The organism is Prevotella bivia DSM 20514 (assembly GCF_000262545.1).
In the GTDB taxonomy this organism is placed as follows: domain Bacteria; phylum Bacteroidota; class Bacteroidia; order Bacteroidales; family Bacteroidaceae; genus Prevotella; species Prevotella bivia.
In genome coordinates, this window is sequence record NZ_JH660660.1 from 1,873,684 (window position 1) to 1,892,162 (window position 18,479).

At 38.4% G+C, this 18,479-nt stretch carries 19 protein-coding genes, 3 tRNA genes and 1 other RNA gene; 6 read left to right on the forward strand and 17 right to left on the reverse strand.

What is annotated here, in order from left to right; translation table 11 throughout:
* Positions 1-201: 201 nt before the first annotated feature.
* Both rfbB and purT read left to right on the forward strand, forming a co-directional pair.
* A complete protein-coding gene (gene rfbB / locus PREBIDRAFT_RS10290) occupies positions 202-1,356 on the forward strand; it encodes a dTDP-glucose 4,6-dehydratase (RefSeq protein ID WP_004337578.1) in 1,155 nt (384 codons plus the stop codon).
* Between the two features lie 80 nt (positions 1,357-1,436).
* Complete coding sequence (gene purT, locus PREBIDRAFT_RS10295) at positions 1,437-2,618, forward strand: formate-dependent phosphoribosylglycinamide formyltransferase (protein ID WP_004337579.1); 1,182 nt, start codon at positions 1,437-1,439, stop codon at positions 2,616-2,618.
* A gap of 199 nt (positions 2,619-2,817) precedes the next feature.
* Here purT and PREBIDRAFT_RS10300 read toward each other — a convergent pair whose 3' ends face one another.
* On the reverse strand, positions 2,818-4,278 hold the full coding sequence (locus PREBIDRAFT_RS10300) for a glycoside hydrolase family 125 protein (protein WP_004337580.1): 1,461 nt from the start codon (positions 4,276-4,278) through the stop codon (positions 2,818-2,820).
* A 652-nt stretch (positions 4,279-4,930) separates the two neighbouring features.
* Here PREBIDRAFT_RS10300 and PREBIDRAFT_RS10305 point away from each other — a divergent pair.
* On the forward strand, positions 4,931-5,344 hold the full coding sequence (locus PREBIDRAFT_RS10305) for a hypothetical protein (protein ID WP_004337581.1): 414 nt from the start codon (positions 4,931-4,933) through the stop codon (positions 5,342-5,344).
* 36 nt (positions 5,345-5,380) lie between these two features.
* Positions 5,381-6,043, forward strand: a complete 663-nt coding sequence (locus PREBIDRAFT_RS10310) for an HAD family hydrolase (RefSeq protein ID WP_004337582.1) — start codon at positions 5,381-5,383, stop codon at positions 6,041-6,043.
* A gap of 43 nt (positions 6,044-6,086) precedes the next feature.
* Here the strand turns inward: PREBIDRAFT_RS10310 and PREBIDRAFT_RS10315 are convergent, their stop codons facing one another.
* The 10 genes from PREBIDRAFT_RS10315 to PREBIDRAFT_RS10360 form a co-directional block, all read right to left on the reverse strand.
* Positions 6,087-6,641: a 5-formyltetrahydrofolate cyclo-ligase gene (locus PREBIDRAFT_RS10315; RefSeq protein ID WP_004337583.1), complete on the reverse strand. Its 555-nt coding sequence runs from the start codon at positions 6,639-6,641 to the stop codon at positions 6,087-6,089.
* Positions 6,642-6,714: 73 nt separating this feature from the next.
* Positions 6,715-8,442: a S41 family peptidase gene (locus PREBIDRAFT_RS10320; protein ID WP_004337584.1), complete on the reverse strand. Its 1,728-nt coding sequence runs from the start codon at positions 8,440-8,442 to the stop codon at positions 6,715-6,717.
* 26 nt (positions 8,443-8,468) lie between these two features.
* The gene (locus PREBIDRAFT_RS10325) at positions 8,469-8,903 is read right to left on the reverse strand and encodes a deoxycytidylate deaminase (protein WP_004337585.1); all 435 of its coding nucleotides are present in this window, start codon (positions 8,901-8,903) and stop codon (positions 8,469-8,471) included.
* Between the two features lie 61 nt (positions 8,904-8,964).
* Positions 8,965-11,055: a M3 family metallopeptidase gene (locus PREBIDRAFT_RS10330; RefSeq protein ID WP_004339882.1), complete on the reverse strand. Its 2,091-nt coding sequence runs from the start codon at positions 11,053-11,055 to the stop codon at positions 8,965-8,967.
* Positions 11,056-11,130: 75 nt separating this feature from the next.
* Complete coding sequence (locus PREBIDRAFT_RS10335; protein WP_004337587.1) at positions 11,131-11,793, reverse strand: Crp/Fnr family transcriptional regulator; 663 nt, start codon at positions 11,791-11,793, stop codon at positions 11,131-11,133.
* A gap of 4 nt (positions 11,794-11,797) precedes the next feature.
* Positions 11,798-12,814 (reverse strand): FAD:protein FMN transferase, encoded by a 1,017-nt coding sequence (locus tag PREBIDRAFT_RS10340; protein WP_004337588.1) that lies wholly within the window; start codon positions 12,812-12,814, stop codon positions 11,798-11,800.
* A 17-nt stretch (positions 12,815-12,831) separates the two neighbouring features.
* The gene (locus PREBIDRAFT_RS10345) at positions 12,832-13,518 is read right to left on the reverse strand and encodes a DUF6048 family protein (protein ID WP_004337589.1); all 687 of its coding nucleotides are present in this window, start codon (positions 13,516-13,518) and stop codon (positions 12,832-12,834) included.
* Positions 13,475-13,963 (reverse strand): DUF6452 family protein, encoded by a 489-nt coding sequence (locus PREBIDRAFT_RS10350; protein WP_004337590.1) that lies wholly within the window; start codon positions 13,961-13,963, stop codon positions 13,475-13,477. Before PREBIDRAFT_RS10350 ends, PREBIDRAFT_RS10345 begins: the two co-directional genes overlap by 44 nt.
* Before the next feature lie 11 nt (positions 13,964-13,974).
* Positions 13,975-14,931 (reverse strand): glycosyltransferase family 2 protein, encoded by a 957-nt coding sequence (locus PREBIDRAFT_RS10355; protein ID WP_004337591.1) that lies wholly within the window; start codon positions 14,929-14,931, stop codon positions 13,975-13,977.
* A 22-nt stretch (positions 14,932-14,953) separates the two neighbouring features.
* A complete protein-coding gene (locus PREBIDRAFT_RS10360; protein WP_004337592.1) occupies positions 14,954-15,490 on the reverse strand; it encodes a DUF4199 domain-containing protein in 537 nt (178 codons plus the stop codon).
* 159 nt (positions 15,491-15,649) lie between these two features.
* Between PREBIDRAFT_RS10360 and ffs the strand changes: the two genes are divergently transcribed.
* Positions 15,650-15,746, forward strand: an RNA gene (gene ffs / locus PREBIDRAFT_RS10835) — signal recognition particle sRNA small type.
* 4 nt (positions 15,747-15,750) lie between these two features.
* Positions 15,751-15,824, forward strand: a tRNA-Thr gene (locus tag PREBIDRAFT_RS10365).
* A gap of 276 nt (positions 15,825-16,100) precedes the next feature.
* Here PREBIDRAFT_RS10365 and PREBIDRAFT_RS10370 read toward each other — a convergent pair.
* The 6 genes from PREBIDRAFT_RS10370 to PREBIDRAFT_RS10395 all read right to left on the reverse strand — a co-directional run bounded on the left by PREBIDRAFT_RS10370 (position 16,101) and on the right by PREBIDRAFT_RS10395 (position 18,472).
* Positions 16,101-16,174, reverse strand: a tRNA-Asp gene (locus tag PREBIDRAFT_RS10370).
* 24 nt (positions 16,175-16,198) lie between these two features.
* Positions 16,199-16,272, reverse strand: a tRNA-Asp gene (locus tag PREBIDRAFT_RS10375).
* Positions 16,273-16,359: 87 nt separating this feature from the next.
* Entirely contained in the window at positions 16,360-16,881 is a 522-nt protein-coding gene (locus tag PREBIDRAFT_RS10380) for a GNAT family N-acetyltransferase (RefSeq protein ID WP_004337593.1), read from the reverse strand.
* An 8-nt stretch (positions 16,882-16,889) separates the two neighbouring features.
* Positions 16,890-17,339 carry a hypothetical protein gene (locus PREBIDRAFT_RS10385; protein ID WP_004337594.1) on the reverse strand — a complete coding sequence of 150 codons (450 nt, stop codon included), beginning with the start codon at positions 17,337-17,339 and terminating at the stop codon, positions 16,890-16,892.
* A 10-nt stretch (positions 17,340-17,349) separates the two neighbouring features.
* Positions 17,350-17,958, reverse strand: coding sequence for a recombination mediator RecR (gene recR, locus PREBIDRAFT_RS10390; RefSeq protein ID WP_004337595.1), 609 nt, complete (start codon positions 17,956-17,958; stop codon positions 17,350-17,352).
* Between the two features lie 19 nt (positions 17,959-17,977).
* Positions 17,978-18,472, reverse strand: a complete 495-nt coding sequence (locus PREBIDRAFT_RS10395; protein WP_004337596.1) for an outer membrane beta-barrel protein — start codon at positions 18,470-18,472, stop codon at positions 17,978-17,980.
* Positions 18,473-18,479: the final 7 nt, after the last annotated feature.

Genomic DNA, 18,479 nt, shown 5'->3' on the forward strand with positions numbered 1-18,479 from the left:
TTATAATATGGAGTATTGTCGGGCTATTTATTATTATATGTATTGTAGTGAGCTATGTTTTTGGATATATTAGCACCAATATTTTGATAACTATTTCCTTAGCATTTGTAGCCCTCTCTACTAGCATTATTCTAATGATCGTCAGGAAGCTTCCCCAAGAGAATAGACAAGACATTTAATAAAAAACAATACTATAAAAAGATGAAGACATATCTAGTTACAGGAGCTGCTGGTTTTATCGGCGCTAACTTCATTAAGTATTTGCTTAACAAGAAGTATCAAAACGAGGATATCAAAGTAATTGTTCTCGATGCACTAACTTATGCAGGCAATTTAGGTACTATCAAAGCCGACATTGACAACAAGCGTTGTTTCTTTGTAAAGGGAGATATTCGTGATGCTCAATTGCTCGATAAGCTATTTGCAGAACACGACATTGATTACCTTGTCAATTTTGCAGCAGAAAGCCATGTCGATCGTTCTATCGAAGATCCTCAGCTATTCCTTTCTGTAAACATCTTGGGTACACAATGCCTTATGGATGCCGCTAAGCGTGCATGGGTAACAGGTAAAGATGCGCAAGGCTATCCTACATGGAAGGCTGGTAAGCGTTATCATCAGGTATCTACCGATGAGGTGTATGGCTCACTAGGTGCTGAAGGCTATTTTACAGAAGCTACACCGCTCTGCCCTCATAGCCCATATTCGGCATCTAAGACAAGTGCCGATCACTTCGTAATGGCATACAAAGATACTTTCCACATGCCTGTTAGTATTACACGATGCTCTAACAACTATGGTCCTTATCACTTCCCAGAGAAGCTGATACCATTAATTATCAACAACATTCTTAAAGGCAAGAGCCTTCCTGTATATGGAGAGGGCTTAAATGTACGCGACTGGCTCTATGTAGAGGATCATTGCAAAGCCATTGATATGGTGGTGCGTGAGGGGCGCGAAGGTGAGGTTTACAACGTAGGTGGACACAATGAAATGAAGAATATTGACATCGTAAAGCTCACTATTAAGACCATCCACGATATGATGGAAGCTGATAAGAGCTTGCGTAAGATATTAAAAAAGCAAGAGAAAGATGCTAACGGCGATATTACCATCGATTGGATCAATAATGCTCTTATTACCCATGTACCCGATCGCTTAGGACACGACGCACGCTATGCTATCGATCCTACTAAGATTAAGAACGAACTGGGCTGGTATCCTGAAACAATGTTTGCTGAAGGCATTGTGAAAACTATCAAATGGAATCTTGAAAATCAGCAGTGGATAGAAGAGGTTACTTCAGGCGATTACCAAAAGTATTACGATATGATGTACACCCAAAAGGGGCGTTAAAACAAAATAATCAAGAGCTAGACTGTGAAAAATATTCAGTCTAGCTCTTTTCTATTAATATATAAAACCTAATAAAAGTAATGAAAAAGATCTTATTACTTGGCTCTGGGGAGCTAGGAAAGGAGTTTACCATAGCTGCAAAACGTGCAGGACAATATGTTATTGCTTGTGATCATTACAACAATGCGCCTGCTATGCAAGTGGCTGACGAACGTGAGGTTATCAATATGCTAGATGGTGATGCGCTACAAGCTATCGTTGAGAAGCACGCTCCAGATATGATTATCTGTGAAATAGAAGCTATCCGAACCGAGAAACTGTTCGACTTTGAAGCACAGGGTATACAAGTAGTTCCCTCTGCAAAAGCTGTTAACTATACGATGAACCGTCGTGCTATTCGCGATCTTGCTTCACAAAAACTGGGCTTGCGCACTGCAAAATATCGCTATGCTAGCACTTACGACGAATTTACTGTAGCCGTAAACGAAATCGGTATTCCTTGTGTGGTAAAGCCATTGATGAGTTCTAGCGGACATGGTCAAAGTTATATTCACGAAAAGAACGACATTGATCCTGCTTTCCATGCAGCAATGGAGGGCGCACGTGGCGATGTTAAGGAGATCATCATCGAAGAGTTTATCCACTTCGATCGTGAATTTACCCTCCTCACTGTAACCCAAAAGAATGGTAAAACTCTTTTCTGCCCTCCTATCGGTCATGTGCAAAAAGGGGGCGATTTCCGTGAGAGCTGGTTACCCTTTGCACTTCCTGAAACTGCTTTAAAAGAGGCTCAACACATAGCAAAAGAAGTTACTAGTGCGCTAACAGGTTATGGTATTTGGGGCGTAGAATTCTTCTATACTACCGATGGAGAAGTAATCTTTTCTGAACTTTCTCCTCGACCACACGACACTGGTATGGTAACACTTGCCCACACAACCAATCTTAGTGAGTTTGAACTCCACTTCCGTGCTGCTATGGGATTTCCTATCCCAGCCATTCACTTAGAGCATGCTGGTTGTTCGGCAGTTATCCTATCACCTATAGAGAGTGATAAACAGCTAGATTACAATCTCACTGCTGCTTATGAAGAAGATAAGACTTATATTCGCATCTTTGGCAAGCCTGTAGCTCATGTAGGCAGACGCATGGGAATAGCTCTTTGCTATGATGATATTGATACTGATATTGATAAGTTGAGAGAGCGTACAAAAGCTGTAGCACAAGCCGTACTCGGTACTGATCCCTATATGAAGAAATAGGAGCTGGCGGAACTATAACTCTTTTAACTCCTAAGCCCAACTTATTCCTGTGAAACATTACCTTCTCCTATGATAGACGTAGTGGGATTATCTTAAAATATTGAGCATATAGCAAAATGAAATGAACCTCGAAAGTGTTATTCAACTTTCGGGGTTCACTTTATTTGTAGTTCCTAATTAAGTCGTATTGAGAGTCATTTTATAAGCTATTCAATAGGTCTGTTTTACCTTCGTTGACAAGCTTTACAATAAGTTCTCCAAACAAAGTGTTTTGCCATGCAAACCAAGGGCGTGTGAAGTTGTTAGCATCGTCCTTATGAAACGACTCGTGGATAAAGCCTGTGCCAGCGTCAGTGTTGAGGAGCATGGTGAGACACTGTTTTATTTCTTCATCACTGGTAGATGTAAAAGCGCGCATCATGATAGACATGGGCCATATCATATCCACGCCAATATGTGGTCCCCCAATGCCTTCACCAGCTTTGCCACGGTGGAAGAAAGGATTATCCTCGCTCCAAACAAGACGGCGTGTGTTTTGGTAAATAGGGTCGTTAACATCTACATCGCCAAGGTAAGGCATGGCTAAAAGGCTTGGAACATTGGCATCGTCCATAAGAAGATGATTACCAAAGCCGTCTACCTCGAAAGCATATACTTTGCCATATTTTGGATGGTTGTATACAGCATATTCGCTTAAAGCTTTGCTTACTTCGCTTGCTAACGACGAACATTCTGCGGCAGTAGTGGCATCATTATTAATGGAGGTAAGGATTTCTGCCGACTTCTTGAGCGATGATACTGCCATAAAATTGGAAGGAATGAGAAATTGGAATGTAGTAGCATCATCGGAAGGGCGGAAAGCTGAAGCAATAAGCCCTACTGCTTTAACAGGAGTACCCCAACCTGCATTGCTTAGTGTGTCGTAAGCACGGTCGGTAATGCGAAGGAAAGAGTAGGATCCTCTGCCATTTTTCTTTTGTTGTTCGCGAAATACTATCAACACATTCTTAATAGCTTTTTGCCATTCTTCGCCAAAGATACTTGCATCGCCCGTAGTCTTCCAGTAAGCGTATGCTAAACGAATAGGGTAGCAAAGTGAGTCGATTTCGTATTTACGCTCGTGTAATTCAGGTTTCATACCAGTATCTGCCATATTCTCGCCCTTTGGGTCGGGGATGCGATTAAAGCCATTTGCGTAAGGGTCAATATTGATAAACTTAAATTGGCGTAGGATAGTGCCTTTGATCATGTCCTTGATGCGCTTGTCCTTATTGGCAAATTGTAGGTAGGGCCACACTTGCGCTCCAGAGTCGCGAAGCCACATAGCAGGAATGTCGCCTGTATATACGAAGGTGTCAGGATTGCCATTAGCATCTACCGTATAATGTACTGTGGTGTCAAGGGTATTTGGAAAGCAATTTTCAAACATCCATGCAAGCTTTTTGTTTTTTAGCATCTTTACGATGCGTTTTATCTCCTTATCAATCACGTCCGATTTGAATAAACGATCGGCTTCTTTAGGTCGTTTACTGATATAGGTCGTGATAGCATCGTTTGTACAAGTATGCGTAAGCGCTTTTTTAAGCGTAGTAGTTTCGTGAGCAATTGCGCTCTGACAAAGAAATGAGCATACTACGGCAGCGAGAAATGATTTATTCATTGATCAGTTTTTGTTATATTAATGATAGATTATAATATATGCAAAGATAGTGCAAACGACGGAAAATGAAAGCTTACTTTCAAAATTCCGAGTGTAGCCTATCTTCTACAAAGGTAGTCAATTTTTTCTAATAAAAATCATTGTTGCCTGGCTACGCTATAAAGTTTTGAGTGGTAAGTGTTAAGTTTTTAAGTGGCTAAAGATCATCTTCTTACTATAAAAAGATTATCGTTTCAAACCATTTTTAATTTATTTTTATATCAAAAATAAATTATTTTTACTCTATTTTTAATTTATTTTTCTAATAATAACTGATGTTCTGTCATTAAAACAGTCAGCAATTACTATTAAAACAGTATCCTATTAGTACGTAAAATACTGTTATGAAAGTTTTAATGAAGCCTTATGCAAGTTTGTAAAAATAGTGCAAACGAGCGCAAAGTAAGCTTGCTTACAATTTGCCGAATGCCGCCTATCTTATACAAAGATAGTGCAAATGAGTGCAAAGTAAGCTTGCTTACAATTTGCCGAATGCCGCCTATCTTATACAAAGATATTAAAGATATTGGAAAAAAGGTATATTTCTAAGGTGTAGCCTAATTTTATGCCTACCTTTGTCTTGTAATTTTAGATGTTTAAAAAAGAAGTAATTATGAAGCAAATATATGTGTATGGACTTATGCTTTTTGGTTTTATAAGTCTAGGATCGGTAACGGTGAAGGCTCAATGTCCTATTAAGGATGCTATTATGGGCGATGTACCTGATGATAGCGAAGAGCAAGAGGATACTTATTCGTGGGTAGAAAAATTGAAGCATAATGATCAATCAGAATATACTCCCAATACGCTTATTGTATCTTACGATGCTAAGGTAGGAAAGAAACCTTTGCTAAAGGCGATCAAGAAAAATAAATGCGAGTTGCTAAATGATTATAAGAGCATTAGCAGTGTGGCTATCAAGATTCCCACAATATGGAATATCAATGATGCAATGTTAGCATTTAAGCACGTAAAAGGTGTTACGGTGGTTAATAGAGGCACTATTAAGCCTATAGAAAATAAGTAAAAGAAAAGATTGTTTGATACGGAAAAAGGGGTGTTGATGGATAGATTAGAAAAAAAGATAAAGCTAGTTATATTAGATTTTGATGGTACGATGGGCGATACTCAACAGCTTATTTTGGATACCTTTCAAGCCACAATAGAAGCCCTTCATTTGCCGTTGCGTTCGCGTGAAGCCTGTGCATCAACTATTGGATTACCACTTGTTCAAGCTTTTATCTCACTTTTTAATATAGATAAAGCCGAGGCAGAAAAGTGTAGAGATACTTATCATAATATCTTTGATCAGTTAAACGTAAAGGGAGCTGTTGTACCTTTCCCTTGTGTGATAGAGACGATAAAAGAATTATCAGCGCGCGGCTATATTGTAACTATAGCTAGTAGTAGAGGAAGAGGTTCGTTAGAAAACTATGTTGCTGAGTTTGATCTTAAAAACGATATTCAGTTTTTGCTGGGCGTGGATGATACCGTAAAGCACAAACCCGATCCTGAGCCTGTACTCAAAACATTAACGCATTTCGGGATTAAAGCCGATGAGGCTATTATAGTGGGTGATACTAAGTTTGATATTTTGATGGGTGTTCGAGCTGGTTCGCTTACGTGTGGTGTAGATTATGGCAATGGCACGCGCGATGAGTTAAAAGCTGCTGGTGCGACATACATTATAAGTAGCTTTAGCGATTTGCTAAAGTTAGTAGGATAGGAATATTATTTATCCCTATGAATGCTTATTATTTTTTAGCGTATTAAAAAACAAGTTTGTCTATAGTCTGATCGGTGTCCTCTGTAGGTATTTCATCTACCACTTGAAAAGGAAAGCATATACCGAGGAGTTTCGCATGAGTAGCTTTAGGAAGAAAGCGGTCATAATAACCACAACCATGCCCCATACGGTTGCCACTATGGTCAAAAGCTACGCCAGGCACAATGATAGTATCAATCTTCTTAAAGTTGGTAAAAGCTTCTCCCATAGGCTCTAAAATGCCATAAGCTCCTATTTGCATATTTGCTTTGCCTTTATAGTATCTTATCTCCATGTCGGTTTTAGAGATAACAACAGGGAGTAAAACCTCTTTGCCTAGAAGCAGAAGCCGATCGAGTAAAGTGTGGGTATATACTTCATCGGGCATAGAGAAGTATGCCATAATAAGATGAGCATTTTTGATCAATTCATCTTCTAGTAATTTATCTATAATGGGTTTTGAGATAGTCTTTAGCTCCTCTTTGCTATAGTTTGCTTTACGACTTTTTATTTCTTTTCGTAATGCTTTCTTCTTTTCTTGTATGCTAATAGTTTCCATTGCGATAGTTTTTTTGTTTAGGTAAAAAAATGCAGAGATAGTCAATATTAATACTATCTCTGCATTTTTTATGTTAGCAAACTTTTATTTGCTTGCTTGAAGCTATTAAGTTATTATTGTGCCATCCTAGAGTAGTTGTGGAATAAGCATAATGTTTAGGCTTATTCTTAGCTTTTGGGGTAGGTTTCTTTGGGAAAGCATTTCCATGTTTGAATACATCTAAAGCCTCTTTAACAGTAGCATCGTCCAAGTTGAGATATTGCATCCAGGCTGTTTCATCTAAGATATTGTAGATGATACGACTATTGATGTAATTTTCAAGCAAAGTGTGCGACTTCTTAATCATAAGGTTTCTACGACGCAATCCATTGTTATTAGCATAATTTGCAAATTCTTCTACCAAGTTTTGACGATGCAGATAGCTAGCAAGCGTTTCCATATCAGTGTATTTTGATAAAGTAGGGCGGTTCTTATCCGTATATTGGAAAGCATATTGTAAGATTAATCCGCTCATTGCTGCTTGTTTATAATAAGATGTGAAATTAATAGTATCCTCTGGTACGAAGATGTCGGGCGTGATACCACCACCCCCATAAACGTTTCGCCCAAGCGTGGTATGAAATACAGGACCTACATGCTTGATACTATCTTGAGAGAAAAATTCTCCATGCTGATAGCGTGTAAGAATATCTTGTTGATAATCTGCATTATCACCTGGCTTGAATGGCTTTTGAATACATCTACCCGAAGGCGAATAATAGCGGGCAATGGTAAGTCGGATCATGCTACCATCGGGGAATTGAATTTGTTGTTGAACCAATCCCTTACCGAAAGAGCGACGTCCTACAACGGTGGCGCGATCGTTGTCTTGCATTGCACCTGCAAAGATCTCTGCGGCAGAAGCGGTTCCCTCATTGATTAATACCACCATAGGTATCTTTTGATAAGCTCCCTTGCCATTGCTACGGTATTCTTGGCGTGGACTTTTGCGTCCCTGCGTATAGACGATTAGTCTGTTCTTTGGTAAGAATTCGTTAGCCATTTGAGCTGCAGACTCTAGCAAGCCCCCACCATTGTCGCGTAGGTCAAAGACTATATTCTTTGCTCCTTGAATATATAGCTTTTGCAAAGCCGCTAGCATCTCAGCATAGGTGCGTTCGCCAAAACTCTTTATGCGAAGATAACCTGTGGTGTCGTTGAGCATATAAACAGACGAAACACTTCTTACTGCTATGTCTCCACGTGTAATGGTAATATATTTTATGTTTTTACCTCCATATCGTTTGACACCTAACTTTACCTTAGAACCTTTAGCACCCTTCAAGCGATGCATCGCTTCCTCGTTAGTAACGACTTTACCCACGAATGATTTTCCATCAATGCTTACCACATTATCGCCTGCAAGGATACCTGCATTATCGGCTGGACCATCTTTTATTACATTTTGCACACGAATAGTATCTTCACGAATAGTAAATTCTATGCCCACCCCTGAGAATGAGCCTTTTAGGTCATCGGTAGCAGTCTGAACATCCTTTGCGCTGATATACACAGAGTGAGGATCGAGTTCGGCAAGAATTTGTGGAATGGCTTTATCTACAAGTTCGTTGATATTAACAGAATCTACATACTGATCATCTATAATATGAAGAAGATTGTTTAAGCGACTACTTCCACTATTAATGATGTTCAAACGATTACCGGCAAAGTGGTTAGCATAGAAAGTACCAATAAGTATTCCTATTACTACACAAAGTGATAGCCACAGTGGCATAAATCGGTTGTTCTTGTTTTGACTCATAATCGGTCTTAACTATATATTAAATATTATTTTGGTTTTTCCTCAAAATCAATGTGTATCACCTCGATGTTGGCACGCTCAAGCAAGTCGATACCATCTGTTAAACGATATTTCTCTGCATATACTAATCGCTTTATACCAGCCTGAATGATGAGTTTAGCACATTCAATACATGGAGATGCTGTAACATAAAGCGTAGACCCCTCACTGTTATTTCCACTTCGTGCCAATTTTGTTATGGCATTAGCTTCGGCATGAAGCACGTATGGTTTGGTTATATTATTGTCGTCCTCACACACATTTTCAAAACCACTTGGAGTCCCATTATATCCATCGCTAATGATCATCTTGTCTTTCACTACTAGTGCACCCACTTGGCGACGTTTACAGTAGGAGTTTTCTGCCCATATACGTGCCATACGCAAGTATCTATAATCAAGAAGATATTGTTTTTTATCCATATATTGTAGTTTTGACAATTGGTGCTAGTGAAATTTTAAGCCTATAGGCTGCCAGAGGCAACTATGCTTTATTGTTTTTTATTCCATTACGTTCAAGAAGTGCATCTATTGTTGGTTCTTGTCCACGGAAGCGTTTATAAAGTGTCATCGGATGTTCGGTTCCACCCTTTGAGAGAATATTATCTCGGAAGCTTTTAGCCGTAGTCTTGTCAAAGATACCATTCTTTTTAAACATGCTAAAGGCATCAGCATCTAACACTTCCGCCCATTTATAGCTATAGTATCCAGCAGAATATCCCCCCGCCATAATATGAGAGAATTGAACCGTCATACAAGTGTCAGGTAATTGCTTACCTATGATGGCTTTCTCCCATGCTTTTTTCTCGAAAGGAATAATATCTTCGGTAAATTCTTCTTTTTGTGTGTAGTAAGCCATATCAAGTAGTCCAAAACTTACTTGGCGAAGACAAGCCGAAGCCACGTTATAGTTGCGACTTGCTACAATCTTCTCGATTAATTCGTCTGGAATAGGTTCGCCTGTTTGGTAATGGAAGGCAAAGGTGCGTAGAAAATCTTTCTCAATAGCAAAATTTTCCATAAATTGTGAAGGTAATTCTACAAAATCCCACCATACATTTGTACCTGATAGGCTTTCAAAACGAGTGTTGGCAAATATGCCATGAAGCGAATGTCCAAACTCATGCAAGAAAGTTTCTACTTCACCTAAGCGAAGCAAGGCAGGTTTTTCATCTGTTGGCTTGCTTAGGTTCATCACTAATGAAGTATGTGGGCGATGGTTCTCGCCTTTCTTGTCTATCCATTGTCCTTGATATTCAGTCATCCACGCACCATCACGCTTACCTTTGCGAGGATGGAAATCAACATACAAAACGGCTAAATAAGACCCGTCTTCATCATAAACTTCGTATGGTTTTACATCAGGGTGATAAACTGGAATGTCTTTGTTTTCCTTGAATGTGATGCCATATAAGCGCGTTGCTAAGCCGAATACTCCTTTGATCACATTGTTTACTTCAAAGTAAGGACGAAGTTCTTCTGGGTCGAGGTTGTATTTCTTTAATTGCAACTGATGAGAATAATAAGCCGAATCCCATGCCATCATTTCAAAGTTTTCGCCTTCTTGTTCTTTAGCAAGTGCAATGACCTCGTCTCTTTCTTTCATTGCAGTGGGCTTATATGCTTCAAGCAGATTATCAAAGAGTTTATATACATTCTCCACCTTTGCCGCCATACGATATTTCATAACATAGTCGGCATAGGTTTCATAACCTAAAAGTTGAGCCATTTCACGACGCAAGTTCACTAATCGTTTGCAAATTTCTAGGTTATTCTCCTCATTATCTTTTGTGCAAATGGTATTTCGTGCCATGAAAATTTCTTTTCTAAGTGCTCTGTCCTTGCAGTAAGTAATAAAAGGACTATAGCTAGGCATATCAAGCGTAAATACCCATCCTTCAAGCTCATGTTCTTTAGCAGCTTCTTTAGCTACTTCTAATGCAGTATCAGGTATTCCCTCTAGCTTTTTCTCGTCGGTAATATGTAAGGAATAAGCTTTGTTTTCTTTCAAAACGTTTTGAGAGAATTGTAGTGAAAGCACACTAGCCTCCTCAGTAAGTTTGCGGAGTTTGTCTTTGTCCTTTTCACTTAATAGTGCACCGCTTCTTACTAGTCCATCATAGCTATCTTCCAAGAGTCTAGCTTCTTCGGGAGTAAGTTCACGATGATGTTCGTATACATACTTGATGCGTTCAAAAACTTTTGGGTTAAGACTAATATCGTTTGAGTGTTTTGTGAGAATAGGACTCATCTTTTGAGCCAAAGCATCCATATCATCATTGGTTTCGGCACTCAAAAGATTAAAGAATACACTCGTTACTCTCCCTAGCAAATCATAATAATGTTTTCTGCCTTCTTGCTTATCTTCACGGATAATTGTATTGTCGAAAGTAGGCTCTTCAGGATCGTTGAGCATCTCTTCTATTTGTTCATTATCTCTTCTGATACCTTCAAGCATAGCTTCCTCGTAATCGGCAAGTGTAATCTTGTCGAAAGGAGCTGTTTCGTGAGGAGTATTATAGGGTAAAAAAAAAGGATTTATGCGCTTTCCTTCTTTTTTTGTATTATCATTCATGTTTTCTAGCTTTCTTTTATTATTTCTACAAAGTTAGAAAGAAAAAAAGAAACACCTTAATAGTAGGTCTTGTTTTTAACGCAATTTTTCTAATGATGGAATAGTAATGATACCACGTGTAATGCTTAACTTTCCTTGTGTTTCAAGATTGTTGAGCATCTTTGATATATTTAATCTACTTTCGTGTATTTCGTAGGCCAAATCAATCATCTTTATGCGCACTACTTTATGTCCCGATTGGCTAATACAATGATTTCTTACAAACTGGACAAATGCTTTCTCAATATTTTCTGGTTTGCGTCCCCAAGGTAGTTTGCTCGCTTGTTGCGCCTTTATTGAAATTAGGTTAAGATAGTTAAGACGGAAAATCAGTGATTGCTCGAGTAGTTTTAAGACTTCTTTCTTATCTAAAGAGATCAGATTGCATTTTGTAATTGTTTTGAAAGTCTTTGTATAATAAGATGTTAAGCCAAAGAAATGAGAAGGCTGGAGGATTAATGGGGTATGCACTTCCTCTTCAACGCTATAGCGATGGTCGTTAGAATAGGATGTTACCGAGAACGATCCATTGATCACAATTAATAATTGCTCGCATTTATCATTCTCCGTACAGATAAATTTCCCTGCTTCAATCTTGTGGAAACCTATTTTTATATGTGTTATAATTTGAGACAACTCCTCATGACCGATGCCTATAAACAACGGTAATGTAATGAGTTTATCGTATAATTGTAACATAGTTCTATTGCGCTATTTTATCCTTCATAGAAGGGCTATACCATGTTTTTAATTCTCCCTTTGGTCCAGCGTAAATGAAATAAGCCATTAACTCTGGATGCTTCTCAAGTAAGGCTTCAGCTTTTTCTACTCCCATTACCATAAATGATGTTGCATAAGCATCAGCAGTAGCACAATTTTTTGCCAAAACGGTTGCAGAAAGAAGCGAATGCTGAACAGGGTAACCAGTCTTAGGATCAATGGTGTGGGCATACTTCTTTCCTCCCTTATAATAGAAATTACGATAGTTTCCACTTGTTGCCATAGCCTTATCCGTAACGTTTAAAATCGTTTCTACCTCTTGATTCATATCTGTTTTGTTATCTGAAGGTTTGGTTACCCCTATCTTCCATGGTAGTCTGTTTTCGCTCAAACCGCTAGTAACGATTTCTCCACCAATTTCTACCATGAAATTCTTGACACCTTGTTCTCTAAGATAGCGTGCTACAATATCTGATCCATAGCCTTTTGCCACAGCAGAGCAATCAAGCATTATCTTCGGGTTCTTCTTTTTTACTCCATTTTCATAAAGTTTCACCTTGTTATATCCAACAAGAAGTCGTAGACTATCTATCTTTTCTTTCGTAGGCTTTTGACCCGATTTGAAGCCAAATCCCCACACGTTAACTAATGGTGCCACCGTGATGTCGAACGCACCTTCGGTTTCTGTTGATATTTCTTCTGATAGATCGAATATTTCAGCGAACATATCATTAATCTTTACGGGTTTATTCTGATTAATGAGTGAGATGATAGAGGTACTATCAAAGGTAGAGAAAGTCTTATTAACCTTGTCAAGTTCTGCTTCTATATCCTGTTTTAAATTATTATCATTTTGATAGGTAATGTGGTATACTGTGCCAAAGATAAAGCCCTCGTCTTTTTGGTAAGGAGCCGATCTTTGTTGTGCAATGATATAGATACTACCTATGATAAGTATCAATAAAAATGGTAATTGCCAATATAGTTTTTTCTTATTCATATTATCCTTTTTCTTCTTTAAAATTCAACCATTACATGGAACGTGGCACCCAAATGAGAGGTGTCTCCACGTCCATATCCAGGAACATACCATGCTGCTCCGTATTCGCCTTGCTTTTGATGGAGGCGTGCTTTGTATCTTACACTCCAACCCATACGGATTGGTCCCCAAATTTTTGCATCTAAGCCACCTACTATTTCCGCCCAGAGCTGACTAGCACTTACATCAGAAGCAGAGTAGGGTACTTTTTCTTTCCAAATAGGATCAGGAATAGATCCTCCTGAGAAGTTATATTTAAATGTTGTATAGGCTATTCTTCCACCCACTAATACACGATATATATCGTGCTTATCCTTCAAAACATTGAAGTCGATACCTACCCTCGCATAAGGTGCCTTAGTGTCGTAATGAATGCCTGTCGTTTCCTCTAGCTTGTTAGCCTTTCCCATTCCTACTTCTATTGTAGGAAAGTATTTATCTTTTAGGTTTACGCGTACTATACCCTCATATTGTCCATAATCTCCCAATGCTATCATTGCAGAACCTACCAAATCAGTTCCAACAGCTATACCCCTATAAAAAGGTATTGTATCAGGAGCAGCCTTTTGTACTATCTTCTTTCTCTGCGCATAAACTGATGAAGGAAGAATTGCTAACAGACTAATTGCTAGGCTTAAAATAAATGTAAAAGTTTTCTTTTCCATCTAAGTTTACATTTGCATCGTTAATATCAATATGGTCTATACGATTGTTGGTCGTTTCTATTCCCGTAATCGTATGAAAGAAATAAGGTGGGCAATCTATACTTTCTAAATGACTTACATTTGTCTTCTTTATTGTTACAACATCCGTCTTGATATTGCCTAGTGTGTCGGTAAAGATAAATTTTAGCTTATCTTGATCGTTGTTATAACTCATAGGAAGCGAGAAGCTTTTAATGTTTTTCTGCTTATATAATATGGTGGTATCTGCTAATCCTTCTCTTACGGCTAATACCGTGAGCGTATCGGCTATGGCATCACCTTTCACAACATATTTAGTAGCGACCCCGCTATTGAGTGAGCAATCTAACCCAGCACAAGCATTCAATATCAAGCCTCCAAGAAACAAAAGGAGGGATAGAGCTAATGTAAGTTTTTTCTTCACCATCGTGTTTGCGTTTATAAACCTAATTCTTTTTCTATCTGATAATCATTGCGATGAGGATTGCTACGACTAATCAAGTCGCCTATGAAGCCTGCAAGGAAAAATTGAGATCCTAAAACCATTGCAATCAGTGCTATGTAGAATGAAGCATGATTGACTAGTAAGTCGCCATATATCCCATTTGCAAGCATGAAGCATTTCTGAACGGTGAGCCATAACAGTGCCATAAAACCAATGAAGAATACAAAACTTCCCATCAATCCAAACACGTGCATAGGCTTTTTACCAAAGTTGGTGAGAAACCAAAGTGTCAATAAGTCAAGATAACCATTAAAGAAGCGGTTGATGCCAAACTTTGATACCCCATATTTGCGAGCTTGATGGTGTACCACTTTCTCTGCAATCTTTGTAAAGCCAGCCTCTTTTGCAAGATAAGGAATGTAACGGTGCATTTCACCATACACCTCAATATTCTTCACAACATCCTTCTTATATGCCTTCAGCCCACAATTGAAATCATGAAGATTATGCACACCGCTTATCTTCCTTGCAGTTGCATTGAAAAGCTTTGTAGGTATAGTCTTTGTGAGAGGGTCGTAACGTTTTTGCTTATATCCACTTACAAGGTCGTTGCCATCTTTCATAATCATGGTGTATAGACTTGGAATTTCGTCAGGAGAATCCTGTAAATCGGCATCCATTGTTATGATAACATCGCCTTGTGCAGCCTTAAAACCACAGAAGAGAGCAGGACTCTTGCCATAGTTTCGACGAAATTTGATGCCTTTCACATGGTCGTCTTGCGAGCGTAGTCCTTCGATAATATCCCAACTCTTATCGGTAGATCCGTCGTTGATGAAGATAATCTCGTAAGAGAAATTATTTTCTTTCATTACTTTACCAATCCAAGCATGTAGTTCTGGTAAGCTTTCTTCTTCATTATAAAGGGGGATGATAACTGAAATATCCATTCTATTGTTTTAATTCTATATTCTAAATCTGTTTATAGGGTGATTTCTTTAGTATCAAACAGGTGATGATACTGAGGAAAAATCCGAAAATCATTTCGTAAACAAAACTCACAACCACAATGTTTCCCGGCGTGAATATGCGTGGAAGTAGTTTGATTACTTCATCGCTCTTATAGCCATAAAGCTTTATGAGATCAGCGCCATCTTTCGATTGTAGTACCGTTAGGAGTGCGTTCAGCATTCTTCCATTGTCTAAAAAATGAAAATATAAATACTGAATGATGCCAAAAATAAGTGCTCCAGTGATGTATACTCTAAAACAATAGAGCATACCTTGCTTAAAACTAAGCAACCCCTCTAAGCCATTGTCTCGCATCAAACGCAAGCGGTAAGCTACGAAAAAAGGAGTACATAACACAAGCATAGTGTTAAACTGGGCAAGGATAGAAAGGTATGCAGCCCCAAAAAAGCATACAAAGGCTGCTGTCCATATCACCCCAAGGTAGATACCATCGTATAAAGCGTAGGTATTTAAAATTTTGTAATCTTCTAATTTCATATATGCAAAAATACAACTTAATTATTATATATAAGGTATAGCTTGGTTTAAAATTAGCTTTTTTGTTAAAATGGGAAAAAGTATTAAGATAGATGTTGGTAATTCAAACAAAATGTTTATCTTTGCACTCGCAAAAACAGAAACGCTGTTTGTAACCATGAGCAAGTCTCTTACGACCAGCTCCCTTTAAATCCCCCAGGATGGGAACATAGCAAGGGTAGAAGGTTGTAGCGGTGCGATAAGAATCGCTTGCTCACCCCGCCTCTTTAGCTCAGTTGGCCAGAGCACGTGATTTGTAATCTCGGGGTCGTTGGTTCGAATCCGACAAGAGGCTCTTCAAAAATGTACACTTATTCTAATGTGAATCCCCGAAAGTTGGACATAAAACTTTCGGGGTTTATTATGTCTGTAAAGAAACAAAACAAACATAATAACTATGGCTTAATTAATATTATTAAAACCCAACAATATTAGCTGAGCCATTTTATTGTAGCCACACCTGCTCTGTAAAAATGAAATGGGACAAAACAAAAATATCATAACTCCTTGAAGTTATGATATTTACGCTATTCTTTAAAAATCTCTGTACTTGATTTCAGAGTACTTTCAGCGGTGTGTACGAGACTCGAACTCGTGACCTCCTGCGTGACAGGCAGGCATTCTAACCAACTGAACTAACACACCATGTGCAAGGAAAAACATTTTTAGCGGTGTGTACGAGACTCGAACTCGTGACCTCCTGCGTGACAGGCAGGCATTCTAACCAACTGAACTAACACACCAAACTATTTGTTAAAGATGTTATTTCCTTTTTGCGTGTGCAAAGGTAATATTTTTTTTTTATTCTACCAAGACTTAAATATTATTTTTTAAAGAAAATACTGTAATAAAAGGGCATCTGTATAGGCTCTATTTGTATAAAGCCATCGCTTTAATACTGCACCTTCTTCAAAACCAATACTTTGCAAACATTGTAGGCAGGGTTGATTATTTTTATCAACAATGGCATAAATTTGATTTAAATGTAAAATTTCATCTGCATACCGACAAATTTCTTTCACTACCGCCTGCCCAATTCCTTGATAGCGATAGGTTTCTACCAAAACGATAGCAAGCTCGGCACGGCTATGTGTTGGATTAAAGTTTATTAAATCGACTAAACCTATTGCTTCTTTAGGTTCGTTTTCTATCATTAAACGCACTTGTCCATCCATATAAATATCATTGTGCGAATTGGCTATATAATCACGTAGCACATATTTACTATATGGTACATTTGATACTCCTATTTTCCAAATAGAGTCATCGTTCTCTATACTATAGAGTAGCTCTAAATCTTCTGGCTCAAGTGCCCGCAGCGTGTATCGCTGTGCATTTGTGCTGACTTGCATATTTTCCCCTAGTTTTCTTCTGTTATACAACATTCGTTCTCACATCTTCGTTTCGTAGGAAAAATGAAAACAATACTTAGTAATAAGATCAAGGCTAAGTAAAAAAAACTCACTTCAAAGCCAAAGATATAATAATAGAGAGCATTAAAGATTATGGGAATACAGATCAGCCCTATACGAACAGTTCCCCACACTAATAGTGCTTTTGTAGCTTTTTCTGTAGACGTTGCTAATTGCTTCCTTACGAATGCCATTTTAAACATATAGAGAGCAAAGGGTATTACTGCCAGCGTGATAATTTGCATAACAAACTGTGTTACAACAAGATCGTTCGACCACTCCATGCCCGACATCTCTCCAGGCAAAACAAAGTTAGTTTCAAAAAGAATTATAATCACAAGCACTATTAGCAATAGTCCTACCACTTCGCCTAATAAAATATGTCTAATCCTATCCATTGTCAAGTCTTTAATTATCAAAAGGGGTACGATTAATGATACTCCTACCCAAAGTTACCTCGTCAGTATATTCTAGCTCATCGCCAACAGAAATACCTCGTGCTATTACCGACAGTTTTACATCAAATTCTTTCAACTTCCTGGAAATATAAAAGTTGGTTGTATCCCCTTCCATAGTACTTGCCAAGGCTAGAATAATCTCTTTTATTTCTCCAGAACGCACACGTTCTACGAGCGATTCGATCTCGAGATCGTTCGGACCTATTCCATCCATTGGCGAGATAATACCACCAAGTACATGATACAAACCGTTAAATTGCTGTGTGTTCTCGATAGCCATTACATCTTGAATATTCTCAACCACACACACCACTGTTGTATCGCGCCTTGCATCCGAGCAGATGGGACAAATATCTGTATCTGAAATGTTATGACACACCTTACAATGCTTAATGTTATGCTTCATTTCAACCATTGCATTAGAGAAGTCATCCACCTGAGTCGTCGATTGACGAAGCAGGTGGAGAACTAATCGGAGTGCCGTTTTGCGACCTATTCCTGGAAGCTGTGAAAACTCGTTAACAGCTTTCTCTAGTAATAATGAAGGATATTGCTGCATCCTTTAGGAGCCTTTTGTCTTAATCGTCAAACAAATAGATACCCACGCCCACCTTTAAGCCTACGGTAGAAAACTTTGAGTCGTTAAAAGAGTGATCGTAATAAACTGCAGGTTCTATTGTTACAGAGCGGTTAATGAAGAAAGCATAGCCTACTTCTGCACCAGGCATAACATCGTTATAGTTATGATTAGCATGAATATACTTAGCATTTAAGCCAAGGTATAAACCATTTTGTGTGATGTAATATCTTCCGCCTGCACCCACTGAAAAATGATCTGCCACAGCATCAGAACCATTATGTTCAGCGCTAACACTTCCTAGTACCATTAAGTTGTCTGCTACAAGGTAACCAGCTTTTGCCTCAATACCTATATTTAAGCCATTTGCACTATTATAGTGAAGATTTAAACCTGTAACCGAAGCACCCAAATAGCCTTTACCTTCTTGAAATTGAGCAAATGCTCCTAATGTTAACATGGAAATTACCATGAGTGTCATTAATCTTTTCAACATAACTTTC

What these genes read in the sequence shown, in the direction of transcription:
- rfbB (WP_004337578.1), top strand. Translation starts at nt 202, where the DNA reads ATGAAGACATATCTAGTTACAGGAGCTGCTGGTTTTATCGGCGCTAAC.
- purT (WP_004337579.1), top strand. Translation starts at nt 1,437, where the DNA reads ATGAAAAAGATCTTATTACTTGGCTCTGGGGAGCTAGGAAAGGAGTTT.
- PREBIDRAFT_RS10300 (WP_004337580.1), bottom strand. Translation starts at nt 4,278, where the DNA reads ATGAATAAATCATTTCTCGCTGCCGTAGTATGCTCATTTCTTTGTCAG.
- PREBIDRAFT_RS10305 (WP_004337581.1), top strand. Translation starts at nt 4,931, where the DNA reads ATGAAGCAAATATATGTGTATGGACTTATGCTTTTTGGTTTTATAAGT.
- PREBIDRAFT_RS10310 (WP_004337582.1), top strand. Translation starts at nt 5,381, where the DNA reads ATGGATAGATTAGAAAAAAAGATAAAGCTAGTTATATTAGATTTTGAT.
- PREBIDRAFT_RS10315 (WP_004337583.1), bottom strand. Translation starts at nt 6,641, where the DNA reads ATGGAAACTATTAGCATACAAGAAAAGAAGAAAGCATTACGAAAAGAA.
- PREBIDRAFT_RS10320 (WP_004337584.1), bottom strand. Translation starts at nt 8,442, where the DNA reads ATGAGTCAAAACAAGAACAACCGATTTATGCCACTGTGGCTATCACTT.
- PREBIDRAFT_RS10325 (WP_004337585.1), bottom strand. Translation starts at nt 8,903, where the DNA reads ATGGATAAAAAACAATATCTTCTTGATTATAGATACTTGCGTATGGCA.
- PREBIDRAFT_RS10330 (WP_004339882.1), bottom strand. Translation starts at nt 11,055, where the DNA reads ATGAATGATAATACAAAAAAAGAAGGAAAGCGCATAAATCCTTTTTTT.
- PREBIDRAFT_RS10335 (WP_004337587.1), bottom strand. Translation starts at nt 11,793, where the DNA reads ATGTTACAATTATACGATAAACTCATTACATTACCGTTGTTTATAGGC.
- PREBIDRAFT_RS10340 (WP_004337588.1), bottom strand. Translation starts at nt 12,814, where the DNA reads ATGAATAAGAAAAAACTATATTGGCAATTACCATTTTTATTGATACTT.
- PREBIDRAFT_RS10345 (WP_004337589.1), bottom strand. Translation starts at nt 13,518, where the DNA reads ATGGAAAAGAAAACTTTTACATTTATTTTAAGCCTAGCAATTAGTCTG.
- PREBIDRAFT_RS10350 (WP_004337590.1), bottom strand. Translation starts at nt 13,963, where the DNA reads ATGGTGAAGAAAAAACTTACATTAGCTCTATCCCTCCTTTTGTTTCTT.
- PREBIDRAFT_RS10355 (WP_004337591.1), bottom strand. Translation starts at nt 14,931, where the DNA reads ATGGATATTTCAGTTATCATCCCCCTTTATAATGAAGAAGAAAGCTTA.
- PREBIDRAFT_RS10360 (WP_004337592.1), bottom strand. Translation starts at nt 15,490, where the DNA reads ATGAAATTAGAAGATTACAAAATTTTAAATACCTACGCTTTATACGAT.
- PREBIDRAFT_RS10380 (WP_004337593.1), bottom strand. Translation starts at nt 16,881, where the DNA reads ATGCAAGTCAGCACAAATGCACAGCGATACACGCTGCGGGCACTTGAG.
- PREBIDRAFT_RS10385 (WP_004337594.1), bottom strand. Translation starts at nt 17,339, where the DNA reads ATGGATAGGATTAGACATATTTTATTAGGCGAAGTGGTAGGACTATTG.
- recR (WP_004337595.1), bottom strand. Translation starts at nt 17,958, where the DNA reads ATGCAGCAATATCCTTCATTATTACTAGAGAAAGCTGTTAACGAGTTT.
- PREBIDRAFT_RS10395 (WP_004337596.1), bottom strand. Translation starts at nt 18,472, where the DNA reads ATGTTGAAAAGATTAATGACACTCATGGTAATTTCCATGTTAACATTA.